This window comes from Citrobacter sp. Cpo071, assembly GCF_030332765.1.
Lineage (GTDB): Bacteria > Pseudomonadota > Gammaproteobacteria > Enterobacterales > Enterobacteriaceae > Citrobacter > Citrobacter portucalensis.
The window spans coordinates 156,180-175,297 of the sequence record NZ_JAOWHE010000077.1 but is presented as its reverse complement, the minus strand read 5'-3'; the positions used below and the strand labels follow the sequence as shown (position 1 = coordinate 175,297).

General features: G+C 54.5%; 16 protein-coding genes. 7 read left to right on the top strand and 9 right to left on the bottom strand.

What is annotated here, in order from left to right; all coding sequences use genetic code 11:
• Positions 1 to 591, top strand: coding sequence for a 4'-phosphopantetheinyl transferase AcpT (gene acpT / locus OGY09_RS09645; protein WP_003827514.1), 591 nt, complete (start codon positions 1 to 3; stop codon positions 589 to 591).
• Here the strand turns inward: acpT and OGY09_RS09640 are convergent.
• Positions 583 to 1,089: a phenolic acid decarboxylase gene (locus tag OGY09_RS09640; RefSeq protein WP_008786388.1), complete on the bottom strand. Its 507-nt coding sequence runs from the start codon at positions 1,087 to 1,089 to the stop codon at positions 583 to 585. The genes acpT and OGY09_RS09640 overlap by 9 nt on opposite strands.
• A gap of 99 nt (positions 1,090 to 1,188) precedes the next feature.
• Here OGY09_RS09640 and OGY09_RS09635 point away from each other — a divergent pair, with 99 nt between their 5' ends.
• Positions 1,189 to 2,043: a LysR family transcriptional regulator gene (locus OGY09_RS09635; protein ID WP_286590370.1), complete on the top strand. Its 855-nt coding sequence runs from the start codon at positions 1,189 to 1,191 to the stop codon at positions 2,041 to 2,043.
• A 97-nt stretch (positions 2,044 to 2,140) separates the two neighbouring features.
• Positions 2,141 to 2,542: a nickel-responsive transcriptional regulator NikR gene (gene nikR / locus OGY09_RS09625; protein ID WP_003827507.1), complete on the top strand. Its 402-nt coding sequence runs from the start codon at positions 2,141 to 2,143 to the stop codon at positions 2,540 to 2,542.
• A 104-nt stretch (positions 2,543 to 2,646) separates the two neighbouring features.
• On the opposite strand, the gene OGY09_RS09620 is transcribed toward nikR, so the two are convergent.
• The 4 genes from OGY09_RS09620 to OGY09_RS09605 all read right to left on the bottom strand — a co-directional run bounded on the left by OGY09_RS09620 (position 2,647) and on the right by OGY09_RS09605 (position 9,179).
• Positions 2,647 to 3,771 carry an ABC transporter permease gene (locus OGY09_RS09620; protein WP_020996068.1) on the bottom strand — a complete coding sequence of 375 codons (1,125 nt, stop codon included), beginning with the start codon at positions 3,769 to 3,771 and terminating at the stop codon, positions 2,647 to 2,649.
• Positions 3,771 to 6,518, bottom strand: coding sequence for a ribosome-associated ATPase/putative transporter RbbA (rbbA, locus tag OGY09_RS09615; protein ID WP_032945289.1), 2,748 nt, complete (start codon positions 6,516 to 6,518; stop codon positions 3,771 to 3,773). Before rbbA ends, OGY09_RS09620 begins: the two co-directional genes overlap by 1 nt.
• Positions 6,515 to 7,582 carry an HlyD family secretion protein gene (locus OGY09_RS09610; RefSeq protein ID WP_003827499.1) on the bottom strand — a complete coding sequence of 356 codons (1,068 nt, stop codon included), beginning with the start codon at positions 7,580 to 7,582 and terminating at the stop codon, positions 6,515 to 6,517. Before OGY09_RS09610 ends, rbbA begins: the two co-directional genes overlap by 4 nt.
• 403 nt (positions 7,583 to 7,985) lie before the next feature.
• Positions 7,986 to 9,179, bottom strand: coding sequence for a BaiN/RdsA family NAD(P)/FAD-dependent oxidoreductase (locus tag OGY09_RS09605; RefSeq protein WP_032945291.1), 1,194 nt, complete (start codon positions 9,177 to 9,179; stop codon positions 7,986 to 7,988).
• A 229-nt stretch (positions 9,180 to 9,408) separates the two neighbouring features.
• On the opposite strand from OGY09_RS09605, the gene pitA reads away from it, so the two are divergent.
• Positions 9,409 to 10,908, top strand: a complete 1,500-nt coding sequence (gene pitA / locus OGY09_RS09600) for an inorganic phosphate transporter PitA (protein WP_003827471.1) — start codon at positions 9,409 to 9,411, stop codon at positions 10,906 to 10,908.
• A 64-nt stretch (positions 10,909 to 10,972) separates the two neighbouring features.
• Here pitA and uspB read toward each other — a convergent pair whose 3' ends face one another.
• Positions 10,973 to 11,308, bottom strand: coding sequence for a universal stress protein UspB (gene uspB / locus OGY09_RS09595; RefSeq protein ID WP_003023371.1), 336 nt, complete (start codon positions 11,306 to 11,308; stop codon positions 10,973 to 10,975).
• A gap of 392 nt (positions 11,309 to 11,700) precedes the next feature.
• Between uspB and uspA the strand changes: the two genes are divergently transcribed.
• Positions 11,701 to 12,138, top strand: coding sequence for a universal stress protein UspA (gene uspA / locus OGY09_RS09590; protein ID WP_003023368.1), 438 nt, complete (start codon positions 11,701 to 11,703; stop codon positions 12,136 to 12,138).
• Between the two features lie 281 nt (positions 12,139 to 12,419).
• Positions 12,420 to 13,892 carry a dipeptide/tripeptide permease DtpB gene (gene dtpB / locus OGY09_RS09585; protein WP_003827469.1) on the top strand — a complete coding sequence of 491 codons (1,473 nt, stop codon included), beginning with the start codon at positions 12,420 to 12,422 and terminating at the stop codon, positions 13,890 to 13,892.
• Between the two features lie 87 nt (positions 13,893 to 13,979).
• On the opposite strand, the gene OGY09_RS09580 is transcribed toward dtpB, so the two are convergent.
• A complete protein-coding gene (locus OGY09_RS09580; RefSeq protein WP_003023361.1) occupies positions 13,980 to 14,483 on the bottom strand; it encodes an RrF2 family transcriptional regulator in 504 nt (167 codons plus the stop codon).
• 232 nt (positions 14,484 to 14,715) lie between these two features.
• On the opposite strand from OGY09_RS09580, the gene OGY09_RS09575 reads away from it, so the two are divergent.
• Entirely contained in the window at positions 14,716 to 15,915 is a 1,200-nt protein-coding gene (locus tag OGY09_RS09575) for an NAD(P)/FAD-dependent oxidoreductase (protein WP_286590369.1), read from the top strand.
• Between the two features lie 134 nt (positions 15,916 to 16,049).
• Here OGY09_RS09575 and rsmJ read toward each other — a convergent pair whose 3' ends face one another.
• Positions 16,050 to 16,799, bottom strand: a complete 750-nt coding sequence (gene rsmJ, locus OGY09_RS09570) for a 16S rRNA (guanine(1516)-N(2))-methyltransferase RsmJ (protein ID WP_003827462.1) — start codon at positions 16,797 to 16,799, stop codon at positions 16,050 to 16,052.
• A 134-nt stretch (positions 16,800 to 16,933) separates the two neighbouring features.
• Positions 16,934 to 18,976, bottom strand: coding sequence for an oligopeptidase A (prlC, locus tag OGY09_RS09565; protein ID WP_048236970.1), 2,043 nt, complete (start codon positions 18,974 to 18,976; stop codon positions 16,934 to 16,936).
• Positions 18,977 to 19,118 lie beyond the last annotated feature (142 nt).

The window sequence follows — 19,118 nt, the reverse complement described above, 5'->3', positions numbered from 1 at the left end:
ATGTACCGGATCGTTCTTGGGAAAGTTTCTGTTTTAAGCGCTGGTGCACTGCCTGCCGCACTGAGTGAGCAAGCGCCGCAAGGTGCTCGCCGTGCGCGCTGGCTGGCCGGTCGCGTGCTGCTTTCCCATGCCCTTTCGCCATTACCAGACATCGTCTATGGCGAGCAAGGAAAACCGGCCTTTTCTGCTGACACGCCGCTGTGGTTCAATCTCAGCCACAGCGGTGATGATATCGCCCTGCTGCTCAGCGACGAAGGGGAAGTCGGCTGCGATATAGAAGTCGTTCGCCCGCGCGATAACTGGCAAACGCTGGCAAATACGGTATTCAGTCTTGGTGAACATGCCGAAGTCGAGGCCGAACGCCCGGAGCAACAGCTGGCGGCGTTCTGGCGCATCTGGACGCGTAAAGAAGCTATCGTGAAACAGCGCGGCGGTAGCGCCTGGCAAATCGTCAGCGTCGACAGTACCGCGTTAACTTCCTCACTCTCCGTCAGCCAGTGCCAGCTTGATACCCTGAGCCTGGCGGTGTGCACCCCCACGCCGTTTACCCTGACCGCAGACGCCGTGCAGCGACTGGAAGCCTTAGCGTAAATTTTCCGGGAAGTTTTTCGGCAGCTCGCTCGCCGCACAGGCAATAACGTCATCATTGTTCGCGCCGCAGTCACGTACGAAAGTGATGGTCGCGAACTCATCAATCACCTCGGTGGGATACGCCGGGCCGGCATCGCGGTACGACATCATCAGCGGAATATGGTCATTCTGGAAGCAGACCGTTTTTTCCGGATTATTTATCACCCAGCGAGGGAAAAAGATGGTGCCGTGAAAGAGTTTGTCACCCAGGTTTACGATCAGACTGACGTCGGTCCCGGTCGGTTCGGTCCACGAAATTTTATAAACGCTCTCCCCCACCCGCACAATATAGGCCCGCTGATCTTTCACCCAACGATTCCCCACAATACCGCTGTGAATGCGGTAATCCAGCGTAGTGTCGTTTTTCACGTAGATCTCGTAATTCCAGCCATTATCGTAGGTATAGACCAGATGTTTGCCGACAAATCCGCTTAAATCATGTTTATCAAACGCGCTCATATTCGTTCTCCTCTTACTTGATGCGAGGATCTTAACGCTTCAAAAATTGGATGAATAACGCTATGTTTGCATCAAATTCATTCAATTATTAGATGAGTTATGCACAAAACAACCCTCGAGCAGTGGGCCATATTGGAGAAAGTGGTGGAGCTGGGCAGCTTCGCTAAAGCGGCGGAAGAGACCAACCGTAGCCAGTCTTCGGTAAGCTACAATCTGGCACTGTTACAGGAGCGACTTGGCGTAACGCTGCTGACCCCGGAAGGGCGCAGGGCTGTCCTGACACCGGCCGGAGAGCTATTGCTCAATCAGGTCAAACCGCTACTGAAGGCCTTTTTATGGGTGGAAACCCGGGCCGCAACGTTACAAAACGGTACGCGAACGCGGCTGGATTTGATGGTAGATAGCATCTTCCCACGCAAACGCCTGTTTGCCATTCTCAAACAGTTTCAGCAGGCCTGGCCGCAAACGCAGGTGCGTCTGACCGAAGTCCTGGAGAATGGCGATGCTCGACTGGCAGCACATGCCGATGCGGACGTAATGGTCCTGACCCGGCGTCAGGATGTCACCGGACGCGGCGAATGGCTGATGAATATTGACTTCGTGGCCGTGGCCCACCGCGATCACCCACTCTGCATGCTGGATGCGCCGCTGAATGAAGACGCATTACGCGCCTGGCCGCTGATTCGCATTGCCGATCGCGACAACCCACAACAACCGGTGCGCGATGCCTGGACCTTCTCGACCATTGATGCCGCGATTGATGCGGTGATGTATCAGGTCGGTTACGGCTGGCTGCCCGAGGAACGTATTCAGACGCAACTTGATCAGGGGCTTTTACGCCCACTGCCGTTAAGCCATGGTGCTCGTCGCGCCACGCCTTTGCATCTGATCGTTAAAGATACGCTCGCTCCGCTGGATGAACAGGTCAGTACCCTCCTGCGTTTATTACGATAGCATTAACCTTTTCCCCGGATGCCGGACGTGTGTTACAAAATACGCTATTCCCCTTACTCCCTGTGCGCCAACGCGCCACATGAAAGGTTAACTGCAGATGCAACGAGTCACCATTACCCTCGATGACGATTTACTGGAAACGCTCGACGGCCTGAGTCAGCGCCGTGGCTACAACAACCGTTCCGAAGCGATCCGCGATATTCTGCGTGGCGCACTGGCGCAGGAAACTACCCTTGAACACGGCACTCAGGGCTTCGCGGTGCTCTCGTATGTTTATGAGCATGAGAAGCGTGATCTGGCCAGCCGTATTGTTTCTACCCAACACCACCATCACGATTTATCGGTCGCCACGCTGCACGTGCACATCAACCATGACGACTGTCTGGAAATCGCCGTGCTAAAAGGCGACATGGGCGATGTACAGCATTTTGCCGATGACGTGATTTCCCAGCGCGGCGTGCGCCACGGCCATTTACAGTGCCTGCCGAAAGAAGAGTAATTGCCTGTTTCGTTGCGGGATGCCGGATGGCGGCTACGCCTTATCCGGCCTACGTCCGTTACCGTTTGTAGGCCAGGCAAGCGAAGCGCCCCCGGCAATAATGATTACGCCATCGTACCAATCGTCTTTCTGAAACGCAGCAGTGCTATCAGGAAGAACGCGCTGCCAATCGCCAGCAGCGTCAGAAACTGCGGCCAGACAATGCTAAACCCGGCGCCGCGGTAAAGTATCGCCTGCGCGAGACTGACGAAATGGGTAGTCGGCATGGTCAGCATAATGTCCTGCACCGCCTGCGGCATGCTTTCACGCGGTGTGGAGCCACCTGAAAGCATCTGTAACGGCAGCAGCACCAGAATCATCAGCAGCCCCAGCTGCGGCATAGAGCGCGCCAGCGTCCCCATAAAAATGCCGATCGAGGTGGTGGCGAACAGGCTCAGCGCCACGCCCAGCATAAACAACGGTATCGAACCTTCAATCGGCACCCCGAGCACGCCTTTTACCATCAGCATCAGCGACAGACCGGAAACCACCAGCACCACCAGCCCCATCGACCAGATTTTTGCCATCATGATCTCAAACGGCGTCACCGGCATCACCAGCAGATGTTCAATGGTCCCGTGCTCGCGTTCGCGGATCAACGCCGAACCGGTCAGCACAATCGCCAACATAGTGATGTTGTTGATAATCGCCATCACCGCGCCAAAGCGGGCGGGTTCCAGATTAGGGTTAAAGCGCATGCGCATTTCCAGCGCCACCGGCGGCTCATTGTTATCGCGGTAACGCGCCACAAAGCTGTTCACCTCGCCGCTGATGATATTCTGGATATAGCTGTTGCCGGTAAACGCCTGGCTCATGCGCGTGGCATCGACGTTAACCTGTATATCCGGTTGTCGTCCGGCCAGCACATCACGCTGAAAATCAGGCGGAATGTTTACGGCGAAGGTATAGCGCCCGGCGTCCAGCCCGGCATCCATTTCATCGGCAGTGATCATCTCCGGCGGTAAAAACCACGGGCGATAAAAGCTGTTCACAATCCGATTCGACAACTGCGACTGGTCCATATCGGCAATAGCAATCGGTGCCAGATGCAGCGAACCCGGCAGGACGGTCGCGGAAGAATAAACCGAAATCGTGAAGGCGAAGACGATCAGCGTCAGCATCGCTTTGTCACCCAGCAGGCTGCGCAACTCTTTGATGCCGAGGTTATAAATATTGCGTAATCGGCGCATCACCCCTCCTGTTTTTTCAGCAGTAATACGCTCAGACCAATCACCACCGGAATGGCTACCGCCAGCGGAATAAACAGCTGCCAGAGATCGGTCAGATCCAACGCTTTAGAGAACGTTCCACGCGCGATGGTCAGAAAATGGCTGGTCGGATAAATTTCACCAATCCACCGACCCGGCCCTTCCAGCGAGGCAACTGGATCGATCATTCCGGAAAACTGCGTCGCCGGGATCAGCGTAATAATCGCCGTACCAAAAATGGCCGCGATCTGGCTTTTCATAAACGTGGAGATTAACAGCCCCAGCCCGGTGGCAATGGTGACGTACAGCAGCGCAGCCAGCGTCAGGGTCACAAAGCTCCCCTTATGCGGAACGCCGAATACAAACACCGACAGCGCGCACAACAGCAGGAAGTTCAGCATGCCCAGCACGATGTACGGCAACTGTTTGCCGAGTAAAAACTCGCTGCGGGTCGTGGGCGTAACGTACAGATTGATAATCGACCCCAGCTCTTTCTCACGCACCACGCTGAGGGCGCTGAGCATGGAGGGGATCATCATCAACAGCAGTGGGATCACTGCCGGAACAATCGCCGGCAGGCTCTTCACATCCGGGTTGTAACGATAGCGAGTTTCAATGGTCATCAGCCCGTTTTGCCCGCTGGCATTTGGCTGGCGCGCCATCACATCCTGCAGCCAGGTCTGGTGCATCGCCTGCACGTAACCCCTGACCGTTTCAGCGCGGCTTGGCATTGCGCCATCGACCCAGACGCCAATCTTCACCGGCGTTCCACGCGCGATGTCGCGGCCAAAATTTGGCGGAATTTCAATTGCTACCGCAACTTCGCCTGAACGCATCCGTTTGTCCAGCTCGTCATAACTGGTGAGCGGCGGTTGTTCGATAAAATAGCGCGATCCCGCCAGATTCAGCGTCCACGCCTGGCTGCTGACGGTCTGGTCGCGGTCGAGCACCGAAAAACGCAGGTTTTCCACATCCATGCTGATGCCGTAGCCCATGATAAGCATCAGGATCACCGTGCCCATCAGCGCCAGCGTGGAGCGTACCGGATCGCGCCGTAGTTCCAGCGCTTCACGGCGGCTGTAGCTGAATAAGCGCCGCAGGCTAAAACCTTGCCGCGGCGGCTTACTGTTTTCATGCACTGTCGGGACATTGGCTGGCGCTAACTGAGTTTCCGGCGCCGGGCCTGCCGCTTCCTGCAACCAGGAGATAAACGCCTCTTCCAGACTGGCAGCTCCACGCTGTTTCACCAGTTCCTGCGGCGTACCGCTGGCCAGTACTTTTCCGGCGTGCATCAGCGACATGCGGTCGCAGCGCTCCGCTTCGTTCATAAAGTGGGTGGAGATAAAAATGGTCACTTTGTCCTGGCGCGACAGATCAACCATCAGTTGCCAGAACATATCCCTCGCTACCGGATCGACCCCGGAGGTCGGTTCATCAAGAATGAGCATCTCCGGGCGATGGATCACCGCCACCGCCAGCGACAGGCGTTGACGGATCCCCAACGGCAGCGCACCGGGCAGCGCATCTTCGACATCGGTCAGCGAAAAGCGCTCACTCATCTCCTGCACCCGCCCAGGGATTTCTGCTTCAGGGATATGGAACAGCCGCGCATGTAGTTCGAGGTTTTGCCGGACGGTCAGCTCGCTGTAGAGCGAAAATGCCTGCGACATATAGCCTACCCGGCGGCGGGTATCGATATTCTTCGGATCAACCGCTTGCCCAAACAGCCACGCCTCGCCTTCGCTTGCGGGCAGCAGTCCGGTGAGCATTTTCATGGTGGTGGATTTACCGCAGCCGTTGGAGCCGAGAAAACCGAAGATTTCCCCGCGCGGAATGCGGAAGTTAACGTGGTCCACCGCCACAAATTTACCGAAGCGCATGGTCAGGTTTTTCGCCTCGATGGCAATCTCTTCCTGCTCAGCGTGATACGGCGGGATCACTACCGGTTTATGCGCCTGGCGCTGGGCTTCAGGTAACAGCGCGATAAACGCCTGCTCCAGCGTGTTGCTGTTGGTTTGCTCACGTAGCTGCTGCGCGCTCCCGGTGGCTAACACCTCCCCGGCGTTCATCGCCACCAGCCAGTCAAAGCGCTCGGCTTCTTCCATATAAGCAGTCGCAACCAGCACGCTCATGTTGGTCTGCCGCTGACGAATACTGTTAATCAGATCCCAGAACTGGGCGCGGGACAGCGGGTCGACCCCGGTGGTGGGTTCATCGAGAATTAACAGTTCCGGGTCGTGGATTAACGCGCAGCACAGCCCCAGCTTTTGCTTCATCCCGCCCGAGAGTTTCCCGGCAGGACGGTCACGAAACGGTGCCAATCCGGTGCTATTCAGCAGCTCGGTAATCCGCGCCTCACGCTCCGCTTTGTCATGCCCAAACAGGCGGGCAAAGAAATCGACGTTCTCATATACCGACAGCGTGTGATACAGGTTTTTCCCCAGCCCCTGCGGCATCCAGGCAATGCGCGGACAGACATCCCGGCGATGTTTTGGGTCGCGCATATCGCCACCCAACACCATCACGTTGCCGTGTTCAATGACCCGCGCGCCGGAGATGAGCGACAGCAGGCTCGATTTTCCGACGCCATCCGGGCCAATCAACCCCACCATACAGCGGGCAGGGATATCCAGCGTGATATTGTTCAGCGCTACCGTTTTCCCGTAATGCTGACTCACGCCGTCAAGGTGCGCCACGGGAGGAACGGGAACCAGCGCCAGATGCGTCATTGCGGCAACCTCACCACCAGGTCGTCAGGCCAGGCGCGACTTTCATCAACACGCACCCACGCCATGCCCGGCAGACCGGTTTTCACGTACTCCAGATGCTGCTGCAACAGCTCTGGCGGGATACGCGCTTTGACGCGAAACATCAGTTTCAGCCGTTCATCGCTGGTTTCGACCGTTTTCGGCGTGAACTGCGCGACGCTAGCCACAAAGCTGATGGTCGCCGGAATACGCAGATCCGGCGCAGCATCCAGCACCAGACGCGCTTCTCCGCCAATCTTCAGTAAACCAGCCTGTTCGGTTGGCAAGAAGAACGTCATGTAGACATCGCTGAGATCGACCATATTCAGCACGCGACCGCCCGCGGAAAGCACCTCGCCAGGTTCAGCTACGCGGTACTGTACGCGACCATCTCGCGGGGCTTTCAGCTCGCTGTCATCAATATCAGCCGCAATACGACGTTCGGTAGCCTGCGCGGCTTCTACGCGGGTTTGTGCCTGAATGATACTGGTGCGAGCGGCTTCAATGGCGGCTTTTGCCGCAGAGACCTGCGCCTTTGCGGATTCCAGTGCAGCGCGTGCGCTTTCTGCCGCAGCCCTGTCGTCATCCAGCTGTTGCTCAGACACTGCCCCACGCTGAGATAGCGAACGGGAGCGGACGTGGCGTTTAGAGACCGACTGCAGTTCCGCCTCACGCTGTTTTACCACCGACTGCGCGGCGCGCATTTCACTTTGCCGCTGCTCTAACAGCGCCCGCGCTGCCGCCACCGCACTTTCGGCCTCTTTGATTTGGGCTACGGCTTCCAGCCGCTGCTCCTGCAGCACGCGGGTATCCATTTTCGCCAGCACCTCACCCTGACGGACGAACTGCCCTTCCGACACGAGGATCGTGTCAATTCGCCCGGCAATCTTGGTGGCAATATCCACTTCAGTGGCTTCAATTCTGCCGTTGCTGGCTGCAAACCCCTCCGGTATTCCTGCAGGGCGAAGCATCCACCATGCTATCGCGGCCACCACGACCAGGATGCCCGCCACCCACCACATCATATGACGTTTAAACTTATCCATATTCGACCCGCCGTAATCCCTGTTATCAAACGATGCGTGTCACAAAGCCCACTGAACAGCTATTCAGCGGGAGATTCCATCCGGGATAAGAAGGAATGAGAAACAATGGCCAGAGAGCAGACAGGCATGTAAGCAACCTGCGCCGCGAAGGAAGTGAATGATGAAAATGCTGTGAAATCGGGTAGTAATGTTGTCATCATCAGCGTTCCTGGCCGGAAATGAAACACGCATACTCATTACTGCTGTCTATTGAATACTAACACCTGGATTCAATATGTCTATTCGGTTGTAGCAGGTATGTTGCAGGCAAAAAACCGTGCCCGGCAATCCATTTACCGGGCAAATTTCACAAGTGAGCTTTATGTAAAACGCAGCGGGTCCACGCTCAACGTATCGTCTTCGCTTATTCAGATACCAAATCCTGCGCACATGCCCAGGCACTCGACCATGCCCACTGGAAGTTATAGCCACCCAACCAGCCGGTGACGTCCATCACTTCACCGATAAAGTAGAGCCCTGGCACTTTGCGGGCTTCCATCGTGCGCGATGACAGCTCGTTGGTATCGACGCCGCCCAACGTGACTTCAGCGGTACGATACCCTTCCGTACCGTTCGGCTGCACCCGCCACTCGGTCAGCGTTTCAACCAGCGTTTGCTGATCGCGTACGTTAAGCTGCTTCAGAGACACGTCAGGAATTTGCCCTAACTGCTGCAAGCATTCCACCAGACGCTTTGGCAACTGCATTGCTAAGGTGTTCTTTAAGCTCTGGTTAGGGTGTGCGCTACGTTGTTCGTCGAGGAAGCTCACCAGGTCAACATCCGGCAACAAATTAATGCTGACAAATTCGCCTGGCTGCCAAAAACTGGAAATCTGCAAAACAGCTGGGCCCGAAAGTCCTCGGTGTGTAAAGAGCAGATTTTCACGAAATACGGTGCCGTCTTCGGCGGTGATAACGGAGGAGACCGACACGCCAGAGAGCACCTGAAGCTGCTCCAGCAGTGGCTTATGCAACGTAAAGGGCACCAGTCCCGCGCGCGTTGGCAACACCTTCAGACCAAACTGTTCGGCAATTTTATAACCAAACGGCGTTGCCCCCAGACCCGGCATGGAAAGCCCACCGGAAGCGATAACCAGTTTTTTCGTGCCGACCGTCATGCCGTTCAGTTCGAGGGTGAAACCTTCATCATCCTGCACCACGCTCAGGACTTCGCTCCGTAACCGCATAGTTACGTTACCTTTTTCACACTCGTCTACCAGCATATCGACAATTTGCTGAGCGGAATCATCGCAGAACAGCTGACCCAGCGTTTTTTCATGCCAGGCAATACCATGTTTGCCCACCAGGTCGATAAAATCCCACTGCGTGTAACGCGCCAGTGCCGATTTGCAAAAATGGGGGTTTTGGCTCAAATAGGCGGCCGGTTCGACATAAAGATTGGTAAAGTTGCAGCGTCCCCCGCCAGACATGAGAATCTTGCGTCCTGGCTTTTTACCATTATCAATAAGCAGTACTCGACTACCTGCTTGTCCTGCCTGCGCGGCACAAAACATACCCGCTGCGCCAGCGCCTATAATAACGGTATCAAACCTTTCCACGTTGCGATCCTCTCTAAAAAGCGGGTGTGAATTGTAAAGATTCCTCAGTGGTCGCACCAGCACCAAACTACCGATAAAGGGTATTTAACTGAAATATATAGGATAATTCTTTAGTGGTGTAAAACAAAGCAGGAGACAAATCAAAAAAACTCTATATTTCACTTTGCCCGCGCCGCCAAAGTCACTGATAATGCGCCGCGTTCATGTCCTCAAAATGGCGTAACGTCCTATGCTACATTTGTTTGCTGGCCTGGATTTACATACCGGGCTTTTACTATTGCTTGCTCTGGCTTTTGTGCTGTTCTACGAAGCAATTAACGGCTTCCATGACACAGCCAATGCTGTCGCAACCGTGATCTATACCCGTGCAATGCGTTCGCAATTGGCGGTGGTCATGGCTGCGTTGTTCAACTTCTTTGGTGTTTTGCTGGGTGGTCTCAGCGTGGCGTATGCCATCGTGCATATGCTACCAACGGATCTGCTGCTTAATATGGGATCGTCACATGGCCTTGCCATGGTGTTCTCCATGCTGCTGGCGGCAATTATCTGGAACCTGGGTACCTGGTACTTTGGTTTACCTGCATCCAGCTCCCACACGCTGATTGGCGCCATTATCGGTATTGGTTTAACCAATGCACTGATGACCGGCACCTCGGTGGTGGACGCACTTAACATTCCGAAAGTTATCGGTATTTTTGCTTCGCTTATCATCTCGCCAATTGTTGGTCTGGTGGTTGCAGGCGGTCTTATTTTCATTCTGCGTCGTTACTGGAGCGGTACAAAAAAACGTGCCCGTATCCACCTGACGCCAGCAGAACGTGAAAAGAAAGATGGCAAGAAAAAGCCGCCGTTCTGGACCCGTATTGCACTGATCCTCTCCGCTATCGGCGTAGCGTTCTCTCATGGCGCTAACGACGGGCAGAAAGGCATTGGTCTGGTGATGCTGGTGCTGATTGGCGTAGCGCCTGCAGGCTTCGTGGTGAATATGAATGCTTCCGGTTACGAGATTACCCGTACCCGTGATGCAATCAATAACGTCGAAGTCTTCTTCCAGCAGCGCCCTGACCTGCTTAAACAGGCCACAGGCGTAGACCAGCTGATTCCGTCCCCGACGGACGCGGCACCCGCGACGACGACAGAGTTCCATTGCCACCCGGCGAATACCATCAACGCGCTGGAACGTGCGAAAGGTATGCTGGCGAACCTGGAAACCTACGACAAATTAAGCGTCGAACAGCGTGGTCAGCTGCGCCGTATTATGCTGTGCATCTCTGATACCACCGATAAAGTGGTTAAGCTGCCTGGCGTAAGCGCTGACGATCAGCGTCTGCTGAAAAAACTGAAAGCTGACATGCTGAGCACCATTGAGTACGCGCCTATCTGGATCATTATGGCCGTCGCACTGGCGCTGGGTATTGGTACGATGATTGGCTGGCGTCGTGTTGCCACCACCATCGGCGAGAAAATCGGTAAGAAAGGCATGACTTATGCCCAGGGGATGTCGGCTCAGATGACCGCCGCAGTCTCTATCGGTCTCGCCAGCTACACCGGTATGCCCGTTTCCACCACCCACGTTCTCTCTTCTTCCGTTGCGGGGACGATGGTTGTTGATGGCGGCGGATTGCAGCGTAAAACGGTAACCAGCATTCTGATGGCCTGGGTCTTCACCCTGCCAGCTGCGATTATTCTTTCCGGGGTGCTGTACTGGCTCTCCCTGAAGCTTATCTAAGCGAATGCACGGTAAAAAAGCGGGTCAGGAAGCTGACCCGCTTTTTTTGTATCTGTTGTTGGCATCAGTGCCAGATAATCAGCGCAACCATGCTGATTAGCACCAGGCCGCATAGCGCGCTGGTGAGAATGAACTGACCGCGAACCCGCTCACAGCGGCGAATAAATTCATCATCATGATGATCGCGGTAACGCTGAGCGTAGATATACCACACCAGACGCATCTGCTTGTTCGGTTGCCCATGCGAGGTAAAAAAGCCCCCTCCATCTACATACTGGTAAAGTAATGGATCGCAACCACGAAGTACCACTAACAGTGCGCGTAGCGAAGAAAAATAGCGCGCCATATTAACAATGCAAACGACACATAAAGCCCAGAATAATGCAATGGTGCTTATCATACCTCCTCCCCGGCGACCCGCCCACGGAACTCCTTTCCGGGACTACCGCTCCCCGATACCCTGCCAAACCATTCAATGAAGAGTGCAGCCGAAACCGTTCGTGTTAGTATCACGCATCCGAACGCCTCTTTAGATAGTGTAGGAGATTAGTTAATTTTTTTGCCATAAGGTTAATCGCTATCAATGCAATTAACTAAAAAATTTGTTTAACTATTTGGCAAGCAAGGCGGATTGACGGATTATCCTGGTCGCTATAATGTAAGGATAGTCCTTATATGGTACGTTTTTACGACTGGGCTAGCCCCGCGCACAAGGTTCGCAGGACGCGGATGACGCGGCGGCATATAACGCCAGCAGGCTAGTCATCGACAACTTATGGAAGGAGTAACACTATGGCTTATAAACACATTCTTATCGCGGTTGATCTTTCTCCGGAAAGCAAAGTTCTGGTTGAAAAAGCGGTTTCTATGGCGCGACCTTACAATGCTAAAGTCTCCCTTATCCACGTTGACGTAAACTATTCCGACCTGTACACCGGGCTCATCGACGTGAATCTGGGCGACATGCAGAAACGCATTTCTGAAGAAACCCACCACGCGTTAACCGAGCTGTCCACCAATGCAGGCTACCCTATCACCGAAACCCTGAGCGGTAGCGGCGACCTGGGTCAGGTTCTGGTTGATGCCATCAAAAAATACGACATGGATCTGGTCGTCTGTGGTCACCACCAGGATTTCTGGAGCAAACTGATGTCCTCCGCGCGCCAACTGATCAACACCGTCCACGTCGACATGTTGATTGTTCCGCTGCGTGACGACGAAGAAGCATAAAATGCTTGCCGCCGGAAGTTAACCCGGCCCACTGCAAGTCGTTAAGCTTGTAAACGCCCGCCTTCGCGGGCGTTTTTGTTTTTATCATTCGGTCACAATTAGTACATCAATCCAACAAACAAATCATAATTAGTGTGATCAACTAATTGGATCGAAAACTATCTCTATAATACTCTACCCTTGCGGCCAATAACCGCAGTCTATAACAAAATAAGACTTTTTCGGCGCGTTTAAGCATACGCGTTCATACTTTTCGGGATGGCTTTGAAAGGCGATGGAATATGAATAAAACTGCACCTACGGGCTTGCTGCAGCAACCTCGTCCGTTCTTCATGATCTTCTTTGTGGAATTATGGGAACGATTTGGCTATTACGGCGTACAGGGCATCCTGGCGGTATTTTTTGTTAAGCAGCTCGGATTTTCACAAGAACAGGCATTTGTAACCTTTGGTGCCTTTGCCGCACTGGTTTACGGCCTGATCTCGATCGGCGGCTACGTCGGCGACCACCTGTTAGGCACCAAGCGCACGCTGGTACTCGGTGCCATTGTGCTGGCAATCGGCTACTTCATGACCGGGATGTCGCTGCTTAAGCCGGATCTGATCTTTATTGCTTTGGGTACCATTGCCGTTGGTAACGGGCTATTTAAAGCCAACCCGGCAAGCCTGCTGTCAAAATGCTATCCCCCGAAAGACGCCCGTCTGGACGGTGCTTTCACTCTGTTTTATATGTCGATTAACATCGGTTCGCTACTGTCACTGTCGCTGGCGCCGGTGATTGCCGATAAGTTTGGCTACGCTGTGACTTACAACCTGTGCGGAGCCGGACTAATCGTCGCGCTGCTGGTCTACTTTGCCTGCCGCGGAATGGTGAAAAATATCGGCTCTGAGCCAGACCATAAGCCACTGAATTTCCGTAACCTGCTGTACGTGCTGGCCGGTACGGTAGTGATGGTATTTATCTGCGCCTGGCTGATGCACAACGTGCAGATTGCCAACCTGGTGCTGATCGTCCTGTCGATTGTCGTGACCATCATCTTCTTCCGTCAGGCATTCAAACTGGATAAAACCGGGCGCAACAAGATGTTCGTGGCCTTTATCCTGATGCTGGAAGCGGTGGTGTTCTACGTGCTGTACGCGCAGATGCCGACATCGCTGAACTTCTTTGCGATCAATAACGTACACCATGAAATTCTGGGTTTCGCCATCAACCCGGTGAGCTTCCAGGCGCTGAACCCGTTCTGGGTGGTACTGGCGAGTCCGGTACTGGCCGCAATCTATACCCGTCTGGGCAACAAAGGCAAAGACCTGACCATGCCGATGAAATTTACGCTCGGTATGTTCCTGTGCTCATTGGGCTTCCTGACGGCCGCCGCTGCCGGGATGTGGTTTGCCGATGCACAAGGGCTGACGTCGCCGTGGTTTATCGTGCTGGTGTATCTGTTCCAGAGCCTGGGTGAACTGCTGATTAGCGCCCTGGGACTGGCTATGGTCGCCGCTCTCGTGCCACAACACCTGATGGGCTTCATTCTTGGGATGTGGTTCCTGACGCAGGCCGCAGCCTTCCTGATGGGGGGTTATGTCGCTACGTTCACCGCCGTACCAGAGAACATCACCGACCCGCTGCAAACGCTGCCTATCTATACCAACGTCTTCAGTAAGATTGGCCTTGTCACCCTGGCCGTAACGGTCGTGATGGCGATTATGGTGCCATGGCTGAACCGCATGATTAATACGCCGAGCACCGAGCAATAACCTTCAGTGCCGGATGGCGGCTATTGCCCCTATCCGGCCTACATTCAACATGCCCGGTCGCCTTGCGCTATCGGGCATTATCACTCACTACCCTTTACGCGCGTCTATCCACTCCTGCACTTCCACCACAAAAGTGTCCGGCGCTTTACGGTACATTTTGCGCGCCAAGTCCAGAATCGTATGCTGACCGAGCGCTTCTTCCATTCGCTGCTGGGCCATGTCCATTACCGAACGCACGCCACAAATGCCTTCACAGGCCCACTCCGGTGGATGTTCCTCAAATACCGCCAGCCGCTGGCGAATTTCACGACACTCAAAGATGCGCTTATCGCCATCAATAGCATTCACCACATCCAGCACCGTGATGTGTTCAGCGGGTTTAGCTAACTGGAAACCGCCACCTTTGCCTTCAATGCTGCGCACCAGACCCGCTTTGGACAGACGGGTGAAAATTTTTGCCAGATAGTCATACGGTACGCTTTGCAGTTCGGCTATTTCCCGCACGCTCATATCCCGCGCGTCGCCCTTACTGTCGACCATACACATCAGGCTATGAATGCCGTACTCAACTCCCGAACTGTAGAATGCCATTCTCTTATCTCAGCCAAAATGAATCTGAGTTTATTGTAACTTTTTCATCTCATTCATTCCAGACAGCAAAGTAACCCCTTTTCACAACAGAACTTTAAATGCATACTTATCAATCAGATAATCAAAAAACATCACCCTTTGAGGCAAAAAGGATCTCGATCGCATTGCAATTCCTAACTACGACAAATAAAATCCGAGTAAATAATTCGTAGTCACCAGTGAGAAAACCCCAATGCGTAAACAAATTCTGATCGTGGGCGCCGGCTTTGCCGGTATGTGGGCAGCATTAAGCGCCGCACGACTGGCGGATAAACATCAGCAGGCAATTGATATTACAGTAATTGCTCCACAGCCGGAGCTGCGTGTCCGCCCACGATTTTATGAAAGCGCCGTTCATACGCTGGTCGCACCACTGCAACCGTTGTTTGACGTTACCGGCGTCAACTTCCTGCAAGGTCACGTCGAGCAAATCCTCCCGGACTCTAAAGAGGTGAGCTGGAAAGATGCCAACGGTGACACTCATCTGCGTCGCTATGACCGCCTGGTGCTCGCCAGCGGAAGTCACGTAAACCGCGACGCCGTCGCCGGTGCCGCCGAGCACGCGTTTGACCTCGACCAACTCGAGAGCGCCGCTGTACTGAAGCAGCACATTAATAATCTGGCATTACAACCGGAAAGTGAGGCTCGTAATACCGTGGTGGTCTGTGGTGGTGGTTTCACCGGGATAGAGATGGCGCTGGAATTACCGGGTCGTTTGCGCGAAATATTGGGCACTGATGCTAAGACCAGAGTTGTCGTAGTTGAACGCGGTGCTCAGCCAGGCGGACGCTGGAGCCAGGAATTACGTGACGTGATTATCGAAGCCTCTGCTGAACTGGGCGTCGAGTGGCTGGTCAATGCGGAAGTAGAGTGCGTGGATGCCTCCGGCGTCACGCTGAAAGATGGGCAGGTGATTGCCTCTCAGACGGTTATCTGGACCGTCGGCGTACAGGCTAATAACCTGACAGCACAGATTAACGCCCCGCGCGATCGCCAGGGCCGTCTGCATGTGAATGCTAATCTGCAGGTTGTGGGTCACGATGATATCTACGCCACTGGCGATGTAGCCTATGCCGCCACCGACGACAAAGGCAACCATGCGTTAATGACCTGTCAGCACGCGATTTTGTTGGGTAAATTTGCCGGTAATAACGCCGCAGCGGACCTGTTGGACGTAACGCCATTGCCATATCGTCAGGAAAACTACGTCACCTGCCTGGATCTTGGTGCCTGGGGCGCAGTGTATAGCGAAGGATGGGATCAGCAGGTGAAACTGACGCGCGCAGAAGCGAAGAAGCTGAAGGTGTCGATTGTCAGCGAGCTGATTTACCCACCGAAAGCAGACCGAGCAGTAGCATTTGAGATTGCCGACCCGCTGGCACCGTTTGTTTAATAGGTTATGCCGGATGCGGCTAACGCCTTATCCGGCCTACAAACCACACGCTGCCGTAGGCCTGATAAGCGTAGCGCATCAGGCAATTCAGCGCACCAAGCCGGATGCGGCTAACGCCTTATCCGGCCTACAAACTATGCTGTCCCAGCGTAGATATCAAACCGATGTCCTTTCGTGACTACCGCATTCGGCGTAGCGACATCCGCCAGCGGCGGCGCGTAGTCTGGGCGCTTCACCACCACACGTTTGGTGGCCAACTGACGCGCAGGCTCCAGCAGCCCATCCGCATCTAAATCCGGCCCCACCAGCGACTGAAACACCCGCATTTCTTTTTTCACCAGCGCGCTTTTCTGCTTATGTGGAAACATCGGATCGAGGTACACCACCTGCGGGCGCGGCGTGATATCGGTTAACGCCGTCAGACTCGACGCGTGGATCAGCTGTAAACGTTCCTGCAGCCACGGACCGATTTCCGGGTCGGCATAGCCGCGCGCCAGGCCATCATCAAGCAGCGCCGCCACTACCGGATTACGTTCCAGCATTCGTACGCGGCAACCTACCGAGGCCAGTACAAACGCATCGCGCCCCAGCCCTGCGGTTGCATCAACCACATCCGGCAGGTAATCGCCTTTAATGCCCACCGCCTTCGCCACCGCTTCACCGCGGCCACCGCCAAATTTGCGCCGATGGGCCATCGCACCACCCACGAAATCCACGAAGATACCGCCGAGTTTGGGTTCATCACGTTTGCGCAGTTCCAGATGTTCCGGCGTCATCACCAGCGCCATCAGGTTATCTTCATCGTGTTCCAGTCCCCAGCGGGCGGCAAGAACAGATAAGGCGCCGTCTCCGGCGCCTGTTTCATCTACTAAGCAGATTTTCAATTCCGCTTTACCCTAAATAATTCGAGTTGCATCAAGACAACAAGTGAAGGAATCCCTGGGAACGTACAAATAGTACGTGACCAGGGTGAGTGAGCGCAGTTGCCGAAGAGGCAGCTTGAAGTATGACGGGTAAATCAGCCTTTGATCCCGTAATGCTCCAGCATTGCATCCAGCTGTGGCTCGCGGCCACGGAAGCGCTTGAACAGTTCCATCGGCTCTTCAGAACCGCCACGGGTGAGGATGTTATCGAGGAACGATTGTCCGGTTTGACGGTTGAAAATCCCTTCATCTTCGAAGCGAGAGAAGGCATCAGCCGCCAGTACGTCTGCCCACAGATAGCTGTAGTAACCCGCTGCGTAGCCACCAGCAAAAATGTGGCTGAAGGCATGCGGGAAGCGGCCCCACGTTGGGCCCGGCACCACGGCGACCTGTTTTTTAATTTCCGCCAGCGTCTCGAGGATTTTAGCCCCTTGCTGCGGGTTAAACTCCGCGTGCAGACGGAAATCAAACAGACCGAACTCCAGTTGACGCAGAATAAACAGCGCTGCCTGGTAGTTTTTCGCCGCCAGCATTTTATCCAGCAGTTCCTTCGGCAGCGGTTCACCGGTCTCAAAGTGACCAGAGATAAACGCCAACGCTTCCGGCTCCCAACACCAGTTCTCCATAAACTGGCTCGGCAGTTCGACCGCATCCCATGGCACACCGTTGATACCGGAAACGCCCGCAGTTTCGACACGGGTCAGCATGTGGTGCAGACCGTGGCCGAACTCGTGGAACAGGGTGATCACTTCATCGTGGGTAAACAGCGCCGGTTTGCCGTTCACCGGACGGTTAAAGTTACAGGTCAGGTAAGCGACCGGCTTTTGCAATGTGCCGTCGGATTTACGCATCTGGCCGACACAGTCGTCCATCCACGCCCCGCCGCGTTTGTGTTCACGGGCATACAGATCAAGATAGAAGCTACCACGCAGCTCGTTGTTTTCATCGTACAGCTCGAAGAAACGAACTTCCGGATGCCAGACGTCAACATCGGTGCGCTCTTTGGCGGTGATGCCATAAATACGTTTAACGACTTCAAACAGACCGTTAACGGCTTTGTTTTCCGGGAAGTAAGGACGCAGCTGCTCGTCGCTGATGCTGTAAAGGTGCTGTTTTTGTTTCTCGCTGTAGTAAGCGATATCCCACGGCTGTAGCTCATCAACACCAAATTCCGCTTTCGCGAAGGCGCGCAGCTGAGCCAGCTCTTTCTCACCCTGCGGACGGGCTCGTTTCGCCAGGTCAGTCAGGAAGTCGAGTACCTGCTGCGGGTTCTCCGCCATTTTGGTAGCCAGAGATTTAAAGGCGTAGCTCTCAAAGCCCAGCAGTTGTGCCAGTTCGTGGCGCAGCGCGAGGATCTCTTCCATTATCGGGCTGTTGTCCCATTTGCCCGCGTTTGGCCCCTGGTCAGATGCGCGCGTGGAGTATGCACGATACATCTCTTCACGCAGCCCCTGGTTATCACAGTAGGTCATCACCGGCAGGTAGCTTGGGATATCCAGGGTTAACAGATAGCCTTCCTGCTCTTTGGCTTCAGCCTGCGCTTTTGCGGCGGCCAGCGCGCTTTCCGGCATCCCGGCAAGTTCCGCTTCGTCGGTCACCAGCTTGGTCCAGCCCATCGTAGCATCGAGGACGTTATTGCTGTACAGGTTGCCGAGCTCAGACAGGCGGGTGGCAATCTCACCATAGCGCTGCTGTTTTTCCTTCGGCAGACCAATACCAGAAAGCTCAAAATCGCGCAGCGCGTTATCAACCGCTTTTTTCTGTGCGGTGTTCAGGGTGGCGTAATGATCGCCATCACGCAGGTCGCGGTACGCTTTGTACAGGCCTTCATGTTGTCCAACCCAGGTACTGTATTCAGACAGCAGCGGCAGCGTTTGTTCGTAGGCTTCACGCAGTTCCGGGCTGTTTTTCACCGAATTCAGATGGCTAACAGGAGAGAAAATACGCCCCAGCACATCGTCAACTTCCGCCAACGGCTGGCAGAGGTTTTCCCAGGTGTACGGCGCGCCCTGTGCGACTACGCGCTCCACATTCTCGCGACAGTCGTTCAACGCCTTAGTGACGGCAGGCACAACGTGCTCTGGCTGAATTTTAGAAAACGGCGGCAGTTCGAAGGGAGTCAGCAATGGATTGGTCATTAGCGCGGTCCTGTTGAAAAGAGTGAATGAAGCGCGTATCCGGCGCTGTGCATATTAATTTGTACAATGGGGTTAAGTGTAGAGGATTTCAATGCTAACCGTGATGGAAAGACGCCCGGTGACGCTGCGCTTACCGGGCCTA